Origin of the sequence: Pseudomonas sp. 273 (assembly GCF_029201425.1) — a bacterium.
Taxonomy (GTDB): Bacteria; Pseudomonadota; Gammaproteobacteria; order Pseudomonadales; family Pseudomonadaceae; genus Pseudomonas; species Pseudomonas delhiensis.
This window is the reverse complement of record NZ_CP116775.1, coordinates 3,286,658-3,305,160: the sequence shown is the minus strand read 5'-3', so window position 1 is coordinate 3,305,160 and position 18,503 is coordinate 3,286,658. Positions and strand designations below refer to the sequence as shown.

The window sequence follows — 18,503 nt, the reverse complement described above, 5'->3', positions numbered from 1 at the left end:
GAACCCCCATGATCGTCCAACCGCAACCCGACATGCTGCGCGTGCTGTTCACGCTCAAGGGCTCCATCGCCAAGCGCATCGCCTTCCGCAGCCTGATGGTCACCCTCCTGGCGGCGCTGATCGTGCTGGTGGAGGAACACCACCCGGCGTTCTTCGCCCGGGTCAACGCCACGCCCTTCACCCTGCTGGGGCTGTCGCTGTCGATCTTCATGAGCTTCCGCAACAACGCCTGCTACGACCGCTGGTGGGAGGGCCGCAAGACCTGGGGCTCGATCGTCATCGAGATGCGCTCGTTCATCCGCGAGAGCGTCGTCATCACGGACCAGGCGCTGCGCGAGAAGCTGCTGCGCGCGCTCTGCGGCTACGCCCACGCGCTCAATGCACGGCTGCGCAACGAGGACGAGCTGAAGGCCGCCCGCCCCTGGCTCGCCAGCGACACGCCCATCACCGCGCACAACGTCACCGACGGCATCCTGCAGCACGTCGGCAGCGTCTGCTCGCAGCTGGCCGAGGAGAAGCGCATCAGCGAATGGCGCTACCTGACCCTGGAGCAGCGCCTGGGCGCCTTCACCGATGCCCAGGGCATCTGCGAGCGCATCAAGGCGACGCCGATCCCCTTCCCCTACACGCTGCTGCTGCACCGCACCATCTACATCTTCTGCATCCTGCTGCCCTTCGCCATGGCCGAGCCGCTGGGCTGGATGGCGCCCATCTTCACCACCATCGTCAGCTACACCTTCTTCGGCCTGGACGCCATCAGCAACGAGCTGGAAGACCCCTTCGGCCGCGAGGAGAACGACCTGCCCACCGACGCCATGGTCCGCATCATCGAGCGCGACGTCCTCGGTGCCCTGGGCTACCGGGACCTGCCGCCGCCCCTGCAGCCGGTCGACTACGTCCTCAGTTGAGCGCGCCGAGCCGGGCGCGGTACGCCGAGGGCGGCATGCCCTCCCAGCGCTTGAAGGCGCGGCGGAAGTTGGCCAGGTCGGTGTAGCCCAGGGTGTAGGCGATCTCCTCGATGCTCAGGTGGCCGGCCTTCAGGTGCTCGATGGCCAGGGTGCGGCGCACGTCCTCGAGGATCAGCCTGAACGAAGTGCCCTCTTCCAGCAGGTGCCGGTGCAGGGTGCGCGGGGTCATGTGGAACAGGCGCGCGGTGACCTTCAGGCTGGGGAAGCCGTTCTGCTTCTCCAGCATCGTCCGCCGCACCCGGGCGCCCATGGTCGCGGTCTCGCCCAGCCTCGCCAGCTCCCGCCGGCATATCGCCTCGGCCTCGCGGAAGGCCGCGGGGTCGGCCAGCTTCAGCGGCTGGTCGATGGCCGCCAGGTCCAGGCTGAAGCCCGCCCAGCGCTGCCCATAGGCCACCGGGCAGCGGAACAGCTCCTCGGCCAGCGCGGCGTAGGGCTGCACCGCGAAAGGCAGCCGGACCTGGCGTAGCGGGCAACTGCCCAGGGTCATCGCCTCGAAGATGTTGCTGACCGCCAGCATCACCGCCTCCAGCACCGTGCGCTCGATGTCGCCGAGGGCGTAGCCGGGCAGGAAGCGGACATGCACCTGCCCGGCCTGTTCATCGCACTCGTAGCTCAGGCTGACCAGCGTGGTGCGCAGGGCCAGGTAGCGCTGCAGCAGCTCCAGGGCCTGGCGCAGCGTGCCGCTCTGCATCGCCGCGTAGCCCAGTATGCCGTGGGTGTTGGCCACCAGGCGCTCGCCGATCAGCAGCCCCAGCGCCGGTTCGGCCGTCAGCGCGATGGCGTCGCGCAGCAGCTGCTGGAACTGCGGGAAGCCGAGCTGGAAGCCCGCCTCGTCGAGCTGGCGCTCGCTCAGGCCGCTGCGGGCGAACCACGCCTGCGGGTCCTTCTGCATGGCCCGCAGCTGCTCGGCGATCTGCCGCAGGTAGGGCATTGGCAACACGAAGTCCGACAAGGGCTCGACCTCACAGGGTTCCAGGGGCGCGAAGATGTCAACAAATGACCCCTGGAATGTCAATCGGGAACCTCTCCGCCGTCCGCCGCCGCCCCTAGCATCGAAGCGTCCCAACCCACAACGATTAGAACGGAGGACGCATGTTTGCCTTTCTGAGCCGAAACCGTGCGGCGAACGCCTCGATCAACGGCGCCAGCATCCGCGTCGAGCCTGGCGAGACCCTGCTGCAGGCCGCCTTGCGCCAGGGCATCGATTTCCCCCACAGCTGCCGCGTCGGCGGTTGCGCCACCTGCAAGTGCCGGCTGGTGCAGGGCAAGGTCAGGGAACTGACCGAGACCGGCTACATCCTCTCCGCCCAGGAGCTCGACCAGGGCTACATCCTGGCCTGCCAGAGCGTGCCGCGCGGCGACGTGAGCATCGAGTTCGACGGCGCGCAGCAGGATACCCGCCAGGTCCGCGGCAAGGTGGTGGCGCAGGACAGGCTGACCCACGACATCACCCGCCTGACCCTCCAGCTCGAAGCGAGCCTGCCCTACAAGGCCGGGCAGTACGCCGAGCTCAGCCTGGACTGCCTGCCCGGCCATGCCCGGAGCTTCTCCTTCGCCTCCCCGCCCCAGGCCGACGCCAAGGTCAGCTTCTTCATCCGCAAGGTGCCCGGCGGCCAGCTCACCGGGCTGGTCGACAGCCGCCCGCTGCTCGGCCAGGGCGCGAGCCTCAAGGGCCCGCTGGGCCAGTTCCACCTGCGCCCGGCCGAGGCCCCGCTGCTGCTGGTGGCCGGCGGCAGCGGCCTGGCGCCGCTGCTGGCCATCCTGCAGGACGCGCTCGCCAGTGGCGTGCGGCGCCCGGTCACCCTGCTGTTCGGCGCCCGGCAGGCGCACGACCTCTACGCCCTGGAGGACATCCATGCCCTGGCCCGCCAGTGGCCCGGGCCCTTCCACTTCGTCCCGGTGCTGTCCGAAGTGGACCGCCAGGCCCCCTGGGACGGCGCGCGGGGCCTGGTCACCGAGCAGATCCCGGTGCTGCTGCAGGCCGGCAGCCACGCCTACCTGTGCGGGCCGCCGGGGATGATCGACAGCGCCAGCGCCCTGCTGGAACGGCACGGCGTCGCCCGCGAAAACATCCATGCCGACCGCTTCACGCTGCAACAGGCTCCGTGCGCAACCACGGAAAGTGCCATCCAGTAAAAAGTGCCATCCCATAACAAGAGAGACGACCATGAACGCGCTGCACTACCTCAAGTACTTCCTCTTCCACGCCGTCGGCCTGTTCTCGGCCGCCGCCCTGCTCGCCGGCGGCCCCTGGATCACCTACGGCCTGGTCGCCGTGCTGACCCTCTACGTGATCGGCGACCTGGTCTGCGGTGACGACACCACCACGCCCGAGTTCAAACACCCGGGCATCCTCACCTTCCAGCTATGGCTGGCATTGCCGCTGCTGTGCTTCATCGTCTTCGCGGCGCTCTGGGGCGTCAGCGACGGCGACTTCCTCGGCTTCGGCGCCGCCCTGGGCCAGGCGACGGGCTACGACCTGCTCGGCGCCCGGGCCGCCACCGGCATCGGCCAGCACGTCACGGCGTGGATCCTCACCGGCCTGATGATCGGCATCATCGGCACCATCACCGCCCACGAGCTGACGCACCGCACCTGGGACCCGGTCTCCATGCTCATCGGCCGCTGGCTGCTGGCGTTCAGCTTCGACACCCTCTTCGCCATCGAGCACGTCTACGGCCACCACCGCTACGTCTCCACCACCGAGGACCCCGCCACCGCGCCCCGCGGCCGCAACGTCTACGCCCACGTGCTGATCTCGACCCTCAGGGGCAACCTCAGCGCCTGGCACATCGAGAAGCAGCGCCTGGCGCGCAAGGGCTACTGGCTGCTCGGCTGGCGCAACGCGGTCCTGCGCGGCCACGGGATGAGCCTGCTGCTGGTGGCCGCCGCCTATGCCATCGGCCAGTGGCCCGCCGCGCTCTTCTTCATCGCCTGCGGGCTGTGGGGCAAGGCCCTGCTGGAAATCGTCAACTACATGGAGCACTACGGCATGGTGCGCAACCCGGCCACCCCCGTGCAGCCGCGGCATTCCTGGAACACCAACAGGCGCATCAGCTCCTGGACCATGTTCAACCTGACCCGCCACTCCCATCACCACGCCCAGGGCGAAGTCCCCTACCAGGACCTGAAACCCTTCCCCGACGCGCCCATGATGATCGGCGGCTACCTGACGACCATCATCGTCGCCATGCTGCCGCCGCTCTGGCACAAGCTGATGACGCCCAAGGTGCTGGCCTGGGACCGCGAACATGCCAGTGCCGAGGAACGCCAGTTGGCCGCCGCCGCCAATGCCCGCAGTGGTATTCCGGGGTTGGTGAAGTATTCGAGCTATCCATCCCGTTCCTGATGGCAGTTACGGGCAAGTTCGGATGTTCCGCCTGGAAATGAAAGAGAACACTCCCGGAATATTCGCCTGTAACTTGCATTCCACTCTTCGCCGAGGGGCGGTTGACGCCCGCCCCCTCGGCGTTTGGGCATTTCTGAAATGCATGTTTGAAACTTCCATTGACTTCGGCTCTTTTCGAAAAGCAATAACCTTTCGCTTGTTCAACCAGGAAAATTCATACCTGGCAAGATCAGTTTCGAGTATCCGCTAATGCACTTCGCGTTTTGCTCCTCACAAAAGTGAAATATCGCTTGACACTTTTGCTGCAGTTTGGCGTCATGTCACCCGCCTTACGTAGCAAGAAGAAGCGCACCTGTTTTCATACACGCCATATTCATGGCGTTTTTTTACAAGTTTCGCTATATAAAAAAGTAAATAACGTAATAAAGCACTTTCTGCTCGGAGTCAGGCACAACACTCAAGCCGTTATTAGGAGCATTCACATGAAGCGATCCACCCTCGCCCTGGCCATCGCCACGGCGGCCCTCGCCCAGCAGGCCAGCGCCGGCGGATTCATCGAGGACAGCAAGGCCAGCCTCGGCCTGCGCAACTTCTACATCAACACCGACAACCGCAACGGCCCCGCCTCGCCGAGCAAGCAGGAGGAATGGGGCCAGGGCTTCATGCTCAACTACGCCTCCGGCTTCACCGAGGGCACCGTCGGCTTCGGCGTCGACGCCCTGGGCCTGCTCGGCCTGCGCCTGGACGGCGGCGGCAAGTCCGGCAAGAGCGGCATCGACCGCCAGCCGGGCACCATCTTCCCGCTGGAGAGCGACGGCAGCGCGGTGGACGAGTTCAGCAGCCTGGGCCTGACCGCCAAGGCCAAGGTCTCCAGGACCGAGTTCCGCTACGGCACCCTGCAGCCCAAGCTGCCGGTGGTGGTCTACAACGACGCGCGCCTGCTGCCGATGACCTACGAGGGCGGCCAGGTCACCTCCAACGAGTTCAAGGACCTGACCCTGATCGGCGGCCAGCTCAGCCACACCAAGGGCCGCAACTCCACCGACTGGCGCAGCATGTCCATCGCCGGCGCCAACGGCAGCACCGCCAGCTCCCGCGACAGCAACAAGTTCTACTTCGCCGGCGGCGACTACAAGGCCACCAAGGACCTGACGCTGCAGTACTACTACGGCCAGCTGACCGACTTCTACCAGCAGCACTTCCTTGGCCTGACGCACAACTGGGCGATCGGCCCGGGCACCCTGAAGACCGACCTGCGGGTGTTCATCAGCGATTCCGACGGCAAGAACGGCAGCACCGCCGGGCGCAAGGACGGCTACGTCAGCAGCGGCTACTACGGCAGCGGCGTGACCAAGGGCGAGGTGGACAACAACGTCTACAGCGGCCTGCTCACCTACAGCCTCGGCGGCCACAGCCTCGGCGCCGGCTACCAGGTACTCACCGGCGACAGCGACTTCCCCTACCTGAACCGCGGCGACGGCGAAGGCACCAGCACCTACCTGCACACCGACGCCCAGCTGCTGAAGTTCAACCACGCCGGCGAGCGCACCTGGATCGGCCGCTACGCCTACGACTTCGCCAAGCTCGGCGTGCCGGGCCTGACCTTCAGCGTGCTCTACCTCAACGCCGACGACATCAAGACCGGCCGCGGCGACCAGGGCGAGTGGGAACGCGACATCGCCGTGGGCTACGTGGTCCCCGAAGGCACCTTCAAGGGCCTGGGCCTGGCCTGGAAGAACGCCACCATGCGCAGCGGCCTGCCGGTCAGCGGCTCGGGCACGGCGACGCAGCGGGACCAGGACGAGAACCGGTTGATCGTGAGTTATACGTTGCCGTTGTTCTAGGTCTTGGGTCTGGAGGGGGGGTGTTAAGAGCAACAGAGCCAAGAGCCCTCTCCCTAACCCTCTCCCTGAAGGGAGAGGGGACCGTTCGGAGTGCGCTGGTATTTCTGTGTTAGCCGGCTTGTACCGAGTGCCCGACTGACACCAAATCCTTTCTCGGCACGGACAAGCCCCCTCTCCCTTCAGGGAGAGGGTTGGGGAGAGGGGACGGATTTCGCCCACGCACCTCTGCCAAACCCTGACTCCGCACCCCCTCCCTAACCCTCCCCCGCAAGCGGGAGAGGGAACCGTCCGGCGCGATGCGAAACCACGAGGCTCCCGGGCTCCCCGTAGGGCGCATAACGCCTACGGCGTTATCCGCCATGATCGCGGACAGAGTCCGCTCCTACGGTTCCAGGAAGCACGGGCGTAGGAGCGGACTTCGTCCGCGATTGGATTCACCGGCCACGCAGGACCGGACGACGGTGTTCACACACCCCTCTCCCCTTGCAGGAGAGGGATGGGGATCAGAGTTCGTACCCGTAGGCCTTGATCACCACCGCCGCCTTCGGCCCCTTCAGGTAGTCCACCAGGGCCTTGGCCGCGGAGTTGTCCTTGCCCTTCTCGAGGATCACCGCGTCCTGGCGGATCGGTTCGTAGAGGTCGGCCGGGACTATCCAGGCCGAACCGCCGTTCACCTTGCCATCCTTGTAGATCTGCGACAACGCCACGAAGCCCAGCTCGGCATTGCCGCTGGACACGAACTGGTAGGCCTGGCCGATGTTCTGGCCCTCGACGAGCTTGCCGGCCAGCTTGTCCTTCAGGCCGAGCTTGTCCAGCACCTGGGTGGCGGCCAGGCCGTAGGGCGCGGTCTTCGGGTTGGCGATGGACAGGTGCTGGAAGCCGCCCTGCTTCAGCACCGCGCCCTTGGCGTCGACGTAGCCGTCCTTCGCCGACCACAGCGCCAGCTTGCCGATGGCGTAGGTGAAGCGCGAGCCGGGCACGGTGGCCTTCTCCTGCTCCAGCTTGGCCGGGGTGGTGTCGTCGGCGGCGAGGAACACCTCGAAGGGCGCGCCGTTCTTGATCTGCGCGTAGAACTGCCCGGTGGCGCCGAAGGAGGCCACCAGCTTGTGCCCGGTGTCCTTCTCGAAGTCCTTGGCGATGGCCTGGATGGGCGCGGTGAAGTTGGCCGCGACGGCGACCTGCACCTCGTCGGCCAGCGCCGCGTGGGCGGCCAGGCAGGCGGCCAGGGCCAGGGAAAGACGGGTGAATGCGTGTTTCATCGATGTGCTCCAGTGGTGGGTTGTCGTTCTATGTCTGCTGGCAGGCGATGAGCCCCCGCATCGCTGTGTTCAAAACTATATAGCGAGGCGCGTAACCGGGCCTGTCGCCAGGCCGAAATACGGCCCGCCTATCCATTCCCTGCGGCTCCGCGACTAGGCGGGTTCGACCTCCCCCTGCTGGAGCACGCAGTGTGGCAGCAGGTCCGAGGGTATCTGTTCGCCATGGACGATACGGGCGGCCAGCACCCCATCCTCCAGCAGCGGCGCGATGACGGCGCCAGGGCGCAGCTGGCGGATGCGCGGAAGGTTCCGCGAGTCATTCACCGTCACCACGGTGAGCGCGGGGCTGGCGAGCGTCCGCAAGGCGCGCAGCACGGACAGGTTGTGCGCATCGTCATCGAGCATCGCCAGCACGGCCACCGCCCGCTCCGCGCCCGCCCGCCGCAGCACTTCCGCGTCCCCGGGGTCGCCCCGCAAGCTGTCCGGGCCTTCCGCCGACGCCCGCGCGGGCAGCAGGCGGACCGCCGCCTGGCCCCTTGCGGTCAGTTCCCGCCAGGCGTTGAGGGCCAGGGCGCCGTCGCCGATGACGATGTAATGTTCAGCGCGCGTCATTCGCCGCGCCCCAGAGGCCGTCGAACGGCAGGAAGTTCAGCCACTCCCCCGCCTCGAAGGTCCTTCCCGCCGGGATTTCGAGCAGGCCGTTGGCCAGCGTCGCGCTCAGCAGGGTGCCGGAGCTCTGCCCCGGCAGCAGGCGGGCGATACCGTCTTCGATACGCACGCGCAGGTATTCCTGGCGGGTGCCCGCCTTGGGCCAGTCGAAGCCCACCGGCAGCGGCTGGCGCCTGGGCTGGACCGCGGCCACGCCCATCCGGTGCAGCAGGTAGGGCCGCACCAGCAGCAGGAAGGTCACCAGGGACGAGCCGGGGTTCCCCGGCAGCCCGATGAAAGGCGTCGCCTCCAGCTTGCCGAAGGTGAAAGGCTTGCCCGGCTTGATGGCCAGCTTCCAGAGCATCACCTCGCCCTGCTCGCGCAGGAGCTTGCCGATGAAGTCCGCCTCGCCCACCGAGACGCCGCCGGAGCTGAGGATCAGGTCGCTCGCGCTGCCTGCGGCGAGGGCCGTGCGGATCGCCTGCGGGTCGTCCCCGACGCGGCCCAGCTCCACGACCTCGCAGCCCAGGCGCTGGAGCAGCGCGCGCAGCACCGGGCGGTTGCTGTCATGGATCTGCCCGGGCGCGAGCGCCTGGCCCGGGGGGACCAGCTCGTCGCCGGTGGAAAGCAGCGCGACCCTCGGCCGCCGCACCACCGGCACGCTCGCGTAGCCCTGGGAGGCCAGAACCCCCAGGGACACGGGGCCCAGTACCCGGCCGGCGTTCAGCAGCGGTTCGCCGGCGGCGATCTCGTCCGCCTGCGGCCGGACGTTGGCGCCGGCCCGCGGCTGGCCTTCGACCCGTACGTGCTGGTCGTCCAGGCGCGTGCAGTTCTCCTGGATCTGCACGCAGTCGGCCCCTGCCGGCAACGGCGCGCCGGTGTAGATGCGCGCGCAGGTGCCGGGCTCCAGCGGCGCCGGCGCCTGGCCGGCGAAGATCGTCTGGGAGACCCGCAGCGCCCGTCCGTCCAGGTCGGCAAGCCTGAAGGCATAGCCATCCATGGCGCTGTTGGCCCAGGGCGGCGAGTCGATCCGGGCGAACAGGTCGCGCCCCAGCACGCGCCCATCGGCCCGGGCCAGCTCCAGTTCCTCGATGTCGGCGATGGGCGAAGCCTCCGCCAGGTCCAGCAACCGGCCCAGGGCTTCGTCGACCGGCATCAACCCCTTGGCTTTCATGGGCGCGGCCCGCAGGCATTGCCGGGCTTGAGGTGGGCGACGAAGTTGCAGGGGCGGTGCCGCGAATCGAGCTGCTCGACGAGGATGCCTTCCCAGGCGGTGCGGCAGGCGCCGGTGGAGCCCGGCAGGCAGCACACCAGGGTGCCGTTGGCCAGGCCGGCCAGGGCGCGGCTCTGCACGGTGGAGGTGCCGATATCGAGGATCGACAAGGCGCGGAACAGTTCGCCGAAGCCTTCGACCTGCTTGTCCAGCAGGCAGGCGACCGCCTCCGGGGTGCTGTCGCGGCCGGTGAAGCCGGTGCCGCCGGTGATCAGCACCACCTGCACCGCTTCCTCGGCGATCCAGGCGGCGACCTGGGCCCGTATCCGGTAGAGGTCGTCCTTGAGCAGCACGCGCGCCACCAGGCGATGGCCGATCTCGACGCAGCGGCTCGCCAGCAACTCGCCGGAAGTATCGGTTTCGAAAGTTCGCGTATCGCTGACGGTCAATACCGCGATATTGAGTGGAATGAATTCCGTATTCGGCTTGACGTTCACGCCCGTCGCTCCAGTTGGAAGTTTCCGCGCCAAACTAGAGATGAACGACCAGGCCGTCCAATCGATATGGCAAACCCCATGATCGGGGGCCTCTATCGGCAAATGGAGCGCGGCCCTGAAGCCGTTTTAAACCCCCATGCAATGCGTCGTTTCCGTCATAGAGGCGTCTTATCGACGGATCGGAAGAAGCGATTGGACGCTATTTGGCCACGTGCGTAACCTGAAAAACAGGCAACAGAATCCAAGGGTGCCGTGATGGTGCTGATCGACGAAACTCGAACCGATATATCCGACATCAATGCGCCGCCCGACCCCGCGCAAGCCTACAGTTATGTTGAGTTGGGCGAGAACTGGATAATCGGCGAGGCCGTACTTGCCCGGGAAACCGCCCTGGCCATCAGTTACAACGGCATCAGTCAGGCCGTGATGATGGTATCGCCCGGCAATATGGAAGATTTCGTCAGGGGCTTCAGCCTGACCAATGAAATCGTCACTTCCCTGGATGAAATCCACGATATAAAAGTCAGCCGTTCCGGCGAGGCGTACCTGGCGCAGGTCGAACTGGCCAACCGCGCCTTCTGGGCGCTGAAGGGCCGCCGCCGGCAGTTGGCTGGCACCAGCGGTTGCGGCATCTGCGGCGTCGAGGCGCTGGACCAGGCGCTGCCGGCGCTGACCCCGCTGCGCTTCGCGCCGCTGCCGGAGGCGAGCCTGCTGGAAGGCCTGCGCGAGCGGATCGGCGTCGCCCAGACGGCCGCCCGCGGCAGCGGCGCCCTGCACGCCGCCCTGTACCTCGACGGGCAGGGCGAGGTACGCCTGTGCCGCGAGGACATCGGCCGGCACAACGCCCTGGACAAGCTGATAGGCGCCATGGCCCAGGCGCGCGTCGACCCCGCCGAGGGCTTCGTCGTCGTCACCAGCCGCTGCGGCCTGGAGCTCGTCCACAAGGCGGTGCGCGCCCGCATCGGCACCCTGGTCAGCCTCTCGGCGCCCACCGCGCTGACCGTGGAATGGGCGCGCCGCAACCAGCTCAACCTCATTCACGTCCCCCACCGCAGCCTGCCCAGGCTCTACAGCCCGGCGCCCTGACAGGCGCGCCCCGGAGTCTCGATGAACCAACCCCATGAGTCGGCGGCGACGCTGACCCACCTGGACAACCGTGGCCATGCCCGCATGGTCGATGTCACCGCCAAGCCCGACAGCCAGCGCGAAGCCGTGGCCGAAGCCTGGATCAGGATGAAACCCGAGACCCTCGAGCTGATCCTCGAGCAGGGCCACCCCAAGGGCGACGTCTTCGCCACCGCGCGGATCGCCGGGATCATGGCGGCCAAGCGCACCCACGAACTCATCCCGCTGTGCCACCCGCTGCTGCTCAGCGCGGTCGGCGTCGAGCTCAAGCCGGTGCGGCCGGACTCGGTGCGCATTGTCGCGACCTGCCGCCTGAAAGGCGCCACGGGAGTGGAGATGGAGGCCCTGACGGCGGCCAGCGTCGCGGCCCTGACGCTCTACGACATGTGCAAGGCCATCGACCGCGGCATGCAGATCGACTGGGTGCGCCTGCTGCGCAAGGCCGGCGGCCGCTCGGGCCTGTACCAGGTGGAGGATGCGCGATGATCCGGCTGCAGTACTTCGCCCGCTACCGGGAACTGCTCGGCAGCGAGGGCGAGGCCCTGCCCTGGCAAGGCGCCCTGGCCACGCTGGAGGACATCCGCGAACTCCTGGCGAACCGCGGCGGCGCCTGGGCCGAGGTATTCACCCAGGCCAATATGATGTGTGCGCGCAACCAGGAACTGTGCGCCCTGGACGAGCCGGTCGCCGACGGCGACGAGGTGGCGTTCTTCCCGACCGTGACGGGTGGCTGAATAGCCGGCCGAGTGGACGGGCAGCGCGCCGGCGCCGCCCGTCCCTGCGTCCTCAGGTCCCGGTTTCCTCCGCCCCCGCGGGCGGCGCCGGCGGTTCGGCCGCCTCGGGCTTGGCACCGCCCTTCTCCAGCGTCACCTTGCCGGCCTCCTTGTCGTAGCCCAGCGCGACGCTGTCCCCGGACACCACCTTGTCGCCGAGGATTTCCCGCGCCAGCCGCGTCTCCACTTCCTGGCGTATCTGCCGCTTCAGCTCGCGGGCGCCGAACTCGGGCTGGTAGCCCACCTCGACCAGGTGGTCGACCAGGGCATCGTCGACCGTCAGGGTGATGTCCTGCGCCGCCGCCGTGCGCACCACCCGCTGCAGCTGGATGCGGACGATGGCGCGGATGTCGTCGCGGGACAGCGCATGGAACACGATGATGTCGTCGACGCGGTTGAGGAACTCCGGACGGAAGTGCCCCTTGAGCACGCCCATCAGCTCGTCGCGCAGCGCCTTGTCGTCCATGCGCTCGGCCTCGGGGCGCTCGAGGTTGTCCATGATGATCGAGGCGCCGAGGTTGCTGGTGGCGATGATGATGGTGTTGCTGAAGTCCACCACCCGCCCCTTGCCGTCGGTGAGCCGGCCGTCGTCGAAGACCTGCAGCAGTACGTTGTTGACGTCGGGGTGGGCCTTCTCGATCTCGTCCAGCAGGATCACGCTGTACGGCCGCCGGCGCACGCGCTCGGTCAGCTGGCCACCCTCGTCGTAGCCGACGTACCCCGGCGGCGCGCCGATCAGCCGGGCCACGGCGTGGCGCTCCATGTACTCGGACATGTCGATGCGGATGATCGCCTGCTCGTCGCCGAACACGCTCTCCGCCAGCGCCTTGGCCAGCTCGGTCTTGCCCACCCCGGTCGGGCCGAGGAACAGGAAGGTGGCGATGGGACGGTGGGCCTGGCCCAGCCCCGCGCGCGACAGGCGCACGGCGTCGCTGACCGCCACCACCGCGTGCTCCTGGCCGATCAGGCGCTGGCGCAGCGTTTCTTCCATCTTCAGCAGCTTCTGGCGCTCTTCCTGGGTCAGCTCCGCCACCGGGATGCCGGTAAGCCGCGAGACCACCTCGGCGATGGACGACGTGGTCACCTCCAGTGTCTCGGAGCCGGTCTTGCGCTCCCAGGCCTCGGAGCGTTCATCCAGCTGCGCCTGCTTCTCGCCGATCAGTTCCTCGAAGCTCTTGGCCTCGTCGAAGCGCTTGCGCGAGGTCGCGTAGTCCTGCTCGCGCTTGAGCTGGGCGATCTCCGCCTCCAGCTCCTGGATGTCCGCCGGCCGCGAGGTGGCGCCGATGCGCACGCGGGCGGCGGCCTGGTCGATCAGGTCGATGGCCTTGTCCGGCAGGAAGCGGTTGGTGATGTAGCGGTCGGCGAGCTCCGCGGCGGCGACGAAGGCGTCGTCGGCGAAGGTCACCTGGTGGTGGGCCTCGAGCTTGTCGCGCAGGCCCCTGAGGATGACGATGGTCTGCTCCACCGTGGGCTCGGGGACGAACACCGGCTGGAAGCGGCGTTCCAGCGCGGCGTCCTTCTCGATGTACTTCTGGTACTCGTTGAGCGTGGTGGCGCCGATCAGGCTCAGCTCGCCGCGGGCCAGGGCCGGCTTGAGCACGTTGGCGATGTCGAGCCCGCCCTCCTCGCCGCCCTGCCCGGCGCCGACTATGGTGTGCAGCTCGTCGATGAACAGCACCAGCTCGTCATGCTTGGCCGTGACCTCGTCGATCAGCTGCTTGGCCCGCTCCTCGAACTCGCCACGGTACTTGGCGCCGGCGACCATCGAGTTCAGGTTCACCTCGACCAGGCGCTTGCCGCGCAGCACTTCCGGCACGTCGCCGTTGACGATGCGCTGGGCCAGCCCCTCGACGATGGCCGTCTTGCCGACGCCGGGCTCGCCGATCAGCACGGGGTTGTTCTTCTTGCGCCGGGCCAGCACCTCGATGGCGTTCTCGATCTCCTGGGCCCGCCCCAGCACCGGGTCCAGCTTGCCCTGGCGCGCCAGCTGGGTGAGGTCACGGCCGAACTTGTCCAGCGTCGGCGTGCCGCTGGGCGTATCCACCCGGCCGTCCTCGGCGCCCTTGCCGACTATCTTGACCACCTTCTGGCGCAGCGTCTCCGGGGTCACGCCGTATTTCTTCAGCAGCGTGCCGGCCAGGCTCTCGGGCACCGAGGCCAGGCCGATCAGCAGGTGCTCCGGGCCGACGTAGGAATGCCCCAGGTCCCGCGAGGCCTGGAAGGCCAGCTGGAAGGCCTTCTTCAGGCGCGGCGAGATGGTCATGCGGTCGACCGGCGCATCGGGCGAGGCGTTGCCGGTCTGCGCATGCTGGTCGATGTAGCCCTTGATGTCCTGCGGCGACAGCTTCAGCTCCTTGAGCAGGGCGGACACCACGTCGGTATCGGCCAGCACGTACAGCAGGTGCTCGGTATCCAGCTCGTTGCGCCGGAGCTCGTGGGCCTTTTCCGCGGCGCGCTGGAGTATCTCCAGGGTCTGGGCGCTGAAGGCGTCGGTGGCGTCGACCGACTCGCGGGGCACCTCGGCGGCCATGCCGAACCCCTCGCCCTCGTCGCCCGCGCCACCGCCGAAGCGGTCGAAGAAACGCGAAAGCCCGCCGCCCCCCAGCAGCGAGTCGAACGGATTCAGCATGCTCTGGTGCCGCATCAGCTGGCGGTAGTCGTGGTCGCAGATCGACATCGACTTGCGCTCGCCATTCTGTACGACGGTCACGCGGGCGACAGCGGGTCTCGCATTACAGATTTCACAGAGATTCGCCATGATGAACTCTCTCCACGGAACAAGTGGGCGCTTGTAATCGAGCGGCCGCATCTCCAGCAGCGAATAGCCATGAATGAGTTCAATAACGAACCCCAAGTCCTGGCATACGCTGTTTTTTCGAAACGAAAGAGACAGGAAAACTCGAAAAGCAGTAACGGCTATTACACCGTCCGTTCACCATAGTCCGGGAAGTGGGAGGGCGCCAGACGAAATCGACGATAGCCAAACAACGAAAGATGATAAGAAGCCGCGCCATAGTGACGAAACGGCGAAGTAACGCGGAACTATCCGGAAAAGATGACGAACATAACTTTCACAGTGCCTGTCGATGAATGAAAAACTGCACCGCGACAGGCGAGAACCATTACGGCGAAGTGACTCGCCGCAATGGTTCGGGAAAGTTACTGGAAAAACCGCGCGAATACGGAAGTTATTCGGCGAGTGACTCCAGCAGGTCCGCGGAGGGCACGAAGAACAGGCTGCCGGTCACTGCGCGGCTGTAATCCAGCAGGCGGTCGTAGTTGCCCGCCGGGCGACCGACGAACATGTTCTGCAGCATTTCCTCGATGGGCTCGGGCGAGCGGGCATAGCCGATGAAATAGGTGCCGAACTCCCCTGCCCCCGGCCGGCCGAAGGGCATGTTGTCGCGCAGGATCTTCACTTCCTTGCCGTCCTTGACCAGGGTGGTGAGGGAGCTGTGCGAGCAGCTCGGCTTGACCGCCTCGTCCAGCTCGATGTCGGACAGCTTGGTGCGCCCGATGATGCGCTCCTGGGCCTCGACGGACAGCTGGTTCCAGCCGGCCATGTCATGCAGGTACTTCTGCACCAGGACGTAGCTGCCGCCGGCGAAGCCGGGGTCCTCGTCGCCGATCAGGGTGAAGTGGGCCGCCTCGCGGCCCGCCGGGTTCTCGGTGCCGTCGACGAAGCCGACCATGCTGCGCATGTCGAAATAGCGGAAGCCCTGGACTTCGTCGACCACCTCCACCGCCCCGCCCAGGCGCGTGGCCATCTGCGTCGCCAGCTCGAAGCACAGATCCATCTGGTCCGCGCGGATATGCAGCAGGATGTCGCCCGGCGTCGAGACGGCGACGCGCTCGCCGGAGCCTATTGCGCGGAAGCTGTGCAGCGCCGCCGGGCGGGGCGCGCCGAACAGCCTGTCCCAGGCGTCGGAACCAAAGCCCATGACGCAGGAAAGATTGCCCGCCGGCGCCCGCTTTCCAACCGAGCGCACCAGGGCGGCGATATCCCCGCACAAGGCGCGCACGGCAGCATGGTTTTCCTCGCCGGAAACCAGTGTCGCCACGAGAAAGATCGCACTACTGGTGATTGGACTATCGACTGCCTGGGGAATGGGGAGTTCTTCTGTCATTTTGCTTGGCAACTACCATCACGGTTGGGCGATCGAGACTACCAGATATTACCGGGCGCATGATAATGCGCCATCGAAGTGTCGAATTGATTTCACCCGGGAACAAAGAAAGGGGGTGCCGTCCGCACCCCCGAGTATCTGTTGGCCAACTGTCTCAGTTGACTTCGGAGCGCATCACCCGCACCGGAACGGATTTATAGGAAGGTGTTCCGCTGTCCACGTCGATGTAGTCCAGCGGCACCAGTCTATTGGCTTCGGGATAGTACGCGGCGACCGAGCCGGCGGCGATCTTGTACTCGATGGCGGTAATCTTCTCGTAACGAAGTTTGCGCCCCGCGGTGATGGTTTCTATATCCACCAGGTCGCCATGTTCCAGCCCCCTGGCCGCCAGGTCGTCCGGGTTCATGAAGAGCACGTCGCGCCGCCCGAAGACGCCGCGGTAGCGATCGTCCATCGCATAGATGGTGGTGTTGTACTGGTCGTGGCTGCGGATGGTCACCAGGCGCAACACGTCCTCGCCCTCCACCACCTTGTCTTCGTGCAGGCCGGGGAAGACGAAGAACTCGGCCTTGCCCGAGGGCGTATCCCACTTGCGCTCGGTCGGCGGCAGCGGCATGCGGAAACCGCCCGGGATGCGTATGCGGGCGTTGTAGTCGTCGAAGCCGGGCACGGTCTTCTCGATCAGCTCGCGGATCCGGTCGTAGTCGGCGACCAGCTCCAGCCAGGGCACCTTGCTGTCCGGCAGCGTGGCGTTGGCCATGCCGGCGACGATGGCCGGCTCGGAGCGCAGCACGTCGGAGGCGGGCTTGAGCTTGCCGGCCGAGGCGTGGACCATCGACATGGAGTCTTCCACGGTCACCGATTGCGGCCCGCCCTCCTGCACGTCGAGTTCGGTCCGCCCCAGGCAGGGGAACAGGAAGCTGTGCTTGCCCACCAGCAGGTGCGTGCGGTTCAGCTTGGTGCCGATGTGCACGCTCAGCTCCAGCTTGCCCATGGCCGGGAAGCACTGCCCGGGGTCGGGCAGCGCCACCGCGAAGTTGCCGCCCAGGCAGATGAGGGCCTTGGCGCTGCCGTCGATCATCGCCTGCATCGCCTGCACGGCATCGTGGCCGTGCTCCGCCGGCGGCTTGAAGCCCAGCACCTGCTCGATCCTGCCCAGGAAGGCGCCCGATGGCTTCTCGGTGATGCCCACCGTGCGGTTGCCCTGGACGTTGGAGTGGCCGCGCAGCGGGCAGATGCCGGCCCCGGGCTTGCCGAAGTTGCCGCGCAGCATCAGCAGGTCGCAGATGAGCCTGACGTTGGCGGTGCCTTCGTTGTGCTGGGTGATCCCCATCCCGTAGGTCACGATAGTGGCGTTGGACTTGGCGTAGGCCGCCGCGACCATTTCCAGGTCGGACTTCTTCAGGCCGCTGGCGGCTTCGATGTCCGGCCACTGGGTCGCGTGCAGGTCGGCCACCAGCGCGTCGAAGCCGACGGTGTGGTCCTTGATGAATTCATGGTCGAGCGCGCCGCCCAGGTTCTCCTCGATCTCCAGCAGCGCCTTCATGATCCCCTTGATCGCCGCCGCATCGCCCCCCGCCTTGACCATGAAGTAGGAGGACGCGATGCGCGTGGAGCCGTAGGTGGCCATCTCGATCATGTCCTGCGGGTCGGCGAACCGCTCCAGCGCGCGCTCGCGCAGCGGGTTGAAGACCATGATCGGCACCTTGCGCCGCGACGCCTCGTGCAGCGTGCCCATCATCCGCGGGTGGTTGGTCCCGGGGTTGTGGCCGATGGAGATGATGAGTTCGCAGGTGTCGAAGTCATCCAGCGAAACGGTGCCCTTGCCGATGCCGATCGAGCGCGGCAGGCCGACGCTGGTCGGCTCGTGGCACATGTTCGAGCAATCCGGGAAGTTGTTCGTGCCGTATTCCCGGGCGAACAGCTGGTAGAGATAGGCCGCCTCGTTGGAGGCCCTGCCCGAGGTGTAGAACTCGACTTCGTCGGGCTGCAGCCCGCGGAGTATCTCGCCGATGCGGGCGAAGGCGGTTTCCCATTCGATGGGCCGGTAGGTGTCCGAGGCCCGGTCGTACACCAGTGGGTGGGTGATGCGCCCGAGGTCCTCCAGTTCGTAGTCGGTGCGGTGCAGCAGGGAAGCGACCGGGTGGTTGGCGAAGAACTCGGGGGTGACGCGCTTGCTGGTGGCCTCCCAGGTCACCGCCTTGGCGCCGTTCTCGCAGAACTGGAAGGTGGACCGGTGTTCCTTGTCCGGCCAGGCGCAGCCGGGGCAGTCGAACCCGGCGGGCTGGTTGGTGCGCATCAGGGTGATGGGCGCCTTGAGGGTATCCATCTGTTCCCGGACGGCCGTGGCCGTCGCCTTGAGAGCGCCCCAACCACCAGCGGGACCATCGTATTTACGAACACCAGGTACCTTGCGTCGAATAGTCATGATCGCTCCATATATACGAGCATGCCGGTAGTTGGGCATGGATCGATGGTTGTATATGTTCAGCCGCTATAGCGATTATCTTTCCGCGCTATAGCGATATTGCCTTGCGCGCTACCCTCCCGAGAAAACAAAACTTCTTTCTTTCAAGAAGAAACCATCGCCGCCAGTCAACGAAAAACTGGCGCCTGTTACATGACTTGCCGAGCGGGATCAACAAGAAGTTGCGAGAAAAAATAGCTTGCCCATGCCGCGGGATCGTGCTCTAGAATCTA

15 protein-coding genes are annotated in these 18,503 nt (G+C 66.6%); 7 read left to right on the top strand and 8 right to left on the bottom strand.

Annotated features, from left to right (window positions below; genetic code table 11):
* Positions 1-8: 8 nt before the first annotated feature.
* Positions 9-908, top strand: coding sequence for a bestrophin family protein (locus tag PKO50_RS15475; RefSeq protein ID WP_109936648.1), 900 nt, complete (start codon positions 9-11; stop codon positions 906-908).
* Here PKO50_RS15475 and PKO50_RS15470 read toward each other — a convergent pair.
* Positions 901-1,899 (bottom strand): AraC family transcriptional regulator, encoded by a 999-nt coding sequence (locus PKO50_RS15470; RefSeq protein WP_109936647.1) that lies wholly within the window; start codon positions 1,897-1,899, stop codon positions 901-903. The two genes, PKO50_RS15475 and PKO50_RS15470, sit on opposite strands and share 8 nt — an antisense overlap.
* Positions 1,900-2,060: 161 nt before the next feature.
* Between PKO50_RS15470 and PKO50_RS15465 the strand changes: the two genes are divergently transcribed.
* The 3 genes from PKO50_RS15465 (at position 2,061) to PKO50_RS15455 (ending at position 6,161) form a co-directional block, all read left to right on the top strand.
* The gene (locus PKO50_RS15465) at positions 2,061-3,104 is read left to right on the top strand and encodes a 2Fe-2S iron-sulfur cluster binding domain-containing protein (RefSeq protein WP_275630222.1); all 1,044 of its coding nucleotides are present in this window, start codon (positions 2,061-2,063) and stop codon (positions 3,102-3,104) included.
* Between the two features lie 31 nt (positions 3,105-3,135).
* The gene (locus tag PKO50_RS15460; protein WP_275630221.1) at positions 3,136-4,317 is read left to right on the top strand and encodes an alkane 1-monooxygenase; all 1,182 of its coding nucleotides are present in this window, start codon (positions 3,136-3,138) and stop codon (positions 4,315-4,317) included.
* 467 nt (positions 4,318-4,784) lie between these two features.
* Positions 4,785-6,161 carry an OprD family porin gene (locus PKO50_RS15455; protein WP_275630481.1) on the top strand — a complete coding sequence of 459 codons (1,377 nt, stop codon included), beginning with the start codon at positions 4,785-4,787 and terminating at the stop codon, positions 6,159-6,161.
* Between the two features lie 503 nt (positions 6,162-6,664).
* Here PKO50_RS15455 and modA read toward each other — a convergent pair.
* The 4 genes from modA to moaB form a co-directional block, all read right to left on the bottom strand.
* On the bottom strand, positions 6,665-7,420 hold the full coding sequence (gene modA / locus PKO50_RS15450; RefSeq protein ID WP_275630220.1) for a molybdate ABC transporter substrate-binding protein: 756 nt from the start codon (positions 7,418-7,420) through the stop codon (positions 6,665-6,667).
* 153 nt (positions 7,421-7,573) lie between these two features.
* On the bottom strand, positions 7,574-8,032 hold the full coding sequence (locus PKO50_RS15445; RefSeq protein WP_109935357.1) for an NAD-binding protein: 459 nt from the start codon (positions 8,030-8,032) through the stop codon (positions 7,574-7,576).
* Positions 8,019-9,242, bottom strand: coding sequence for a gephyrin-like molybdotransferase Glp (glp, locus tag PKO50_RS15440; protein ID WP_275630219.1), 1,224 nt, complete (start codon positions 9,240-9,242; stop codon positions 8,019-8,021). The genes PKO50_RS15445 and glp overlap by 14 nt, the downstream gene beginning before the upstream one ends.
* A complete protein-coding gene (gene moaB / locus PKO50_RS15435) occupies positions 9,239-9,778 on the bottom strand; it encodes a molybdenum cofactor biosynthesis protein B (RefSeq protein WP_109935359.1) in 540 nt (179 codons plus the stop codon). Before moaB ends, glp begins: the two co-directional genes overlap by 4 nt.
* A 255-nt stretch (positions 9,779-10,033) precedes the next feature.
* Between moaB and fdhD the strand changes: the two genes are divergently transcribed.
* From fdhD to PKO50_RS15420, 3 genes are read left to right on the top strand one after another with little or no spacing between them, the layout of a single operon-like run.
* Positions 10,034-10,864 carry a formate dehydrogenase accessory sulfurtransferase FdhD gene (fdhD, locus tag PKO50_RS15430; protein WP_109935360.1) on the top strand — a complete coding sequence of 277 codons (831 nt, stop codon included), beginning with the start codon at positions 10,034-10,036 and terminating at the stop codon, positions 10,862-10,864.
* A gap of 21 nt (positions 10,865-10,885) precedes the next feature.
* Positions 10,886-11,389 (top strand): cyclic pyranopterin monophosphate synthase MoaC, encoded by a 504-nt coding sequence (gene moaC, locus PKO50_RS15425; protein WP_109935361.1) that lies wholly within the window; start codon positions 10,886-10,888, stop codon positions 11,387-11,389.
* Entirely contained in the window at positions 11,386-11,637 is a 252-nt protein-coding gene (locus PKO50_RS15420; RefSeq protein WP_109935362.1) for a MoaD/ThiS family protein, read from the top strand. Before moaC ends, PKO50_RS15420 begins: the two co-directional genes overlap by 4 nt.
* Positions 11,638-11,689: 52 nt before the next feature.
* Here the strand turns inward: PKO50_RS15420 and PKO50_RS15415 are convergent, their stop codons facing one another.
* The 3 genes from PKO50_RS15415 to PKO50_RS15405 all read right to left on the bottom strand — a co-directional run bounded on the left by PKO50_RS15415 (position 11,690) and on the right by PKO50_RS15405 (position 18,231).
* Positions 11,690-14,434, bottom strand: coding sequence for an AAA family ATPase (locus PKO50_RS15415; protein WP_109935363.1), 2,745 nt, complete (start codon positions 14,432-14,434; stop codon positions 11,690-11,692).
* Positions 14,435-14,864: 430 nt separating this feature from the next.
* A complete protein-coding gene (locus tag PKO50_RS15410) occupies positions 14,865-15,803 on the bottom strand; it encodes a Dyp-type peroxidase (protein ID WP_275630218.1) in 939 nt (312 codons plus the stop codon).
* A gap of 154 nt (positions 15,804-15,957) precedes the next feature.
* Complete coding sequence (locus PKO50_RS15405; RefSeq protein ID WP_275630217.1) at positions 15,958-18,231, bottom strand: FdhF/YdeP family oxidoreductase; 2,274 nt, start codon at positions 18,229-18,231, stop codon at positions 15,958-15,960.
* Positions 18,232-18,503: the final 272 nt, after the last annotated feature.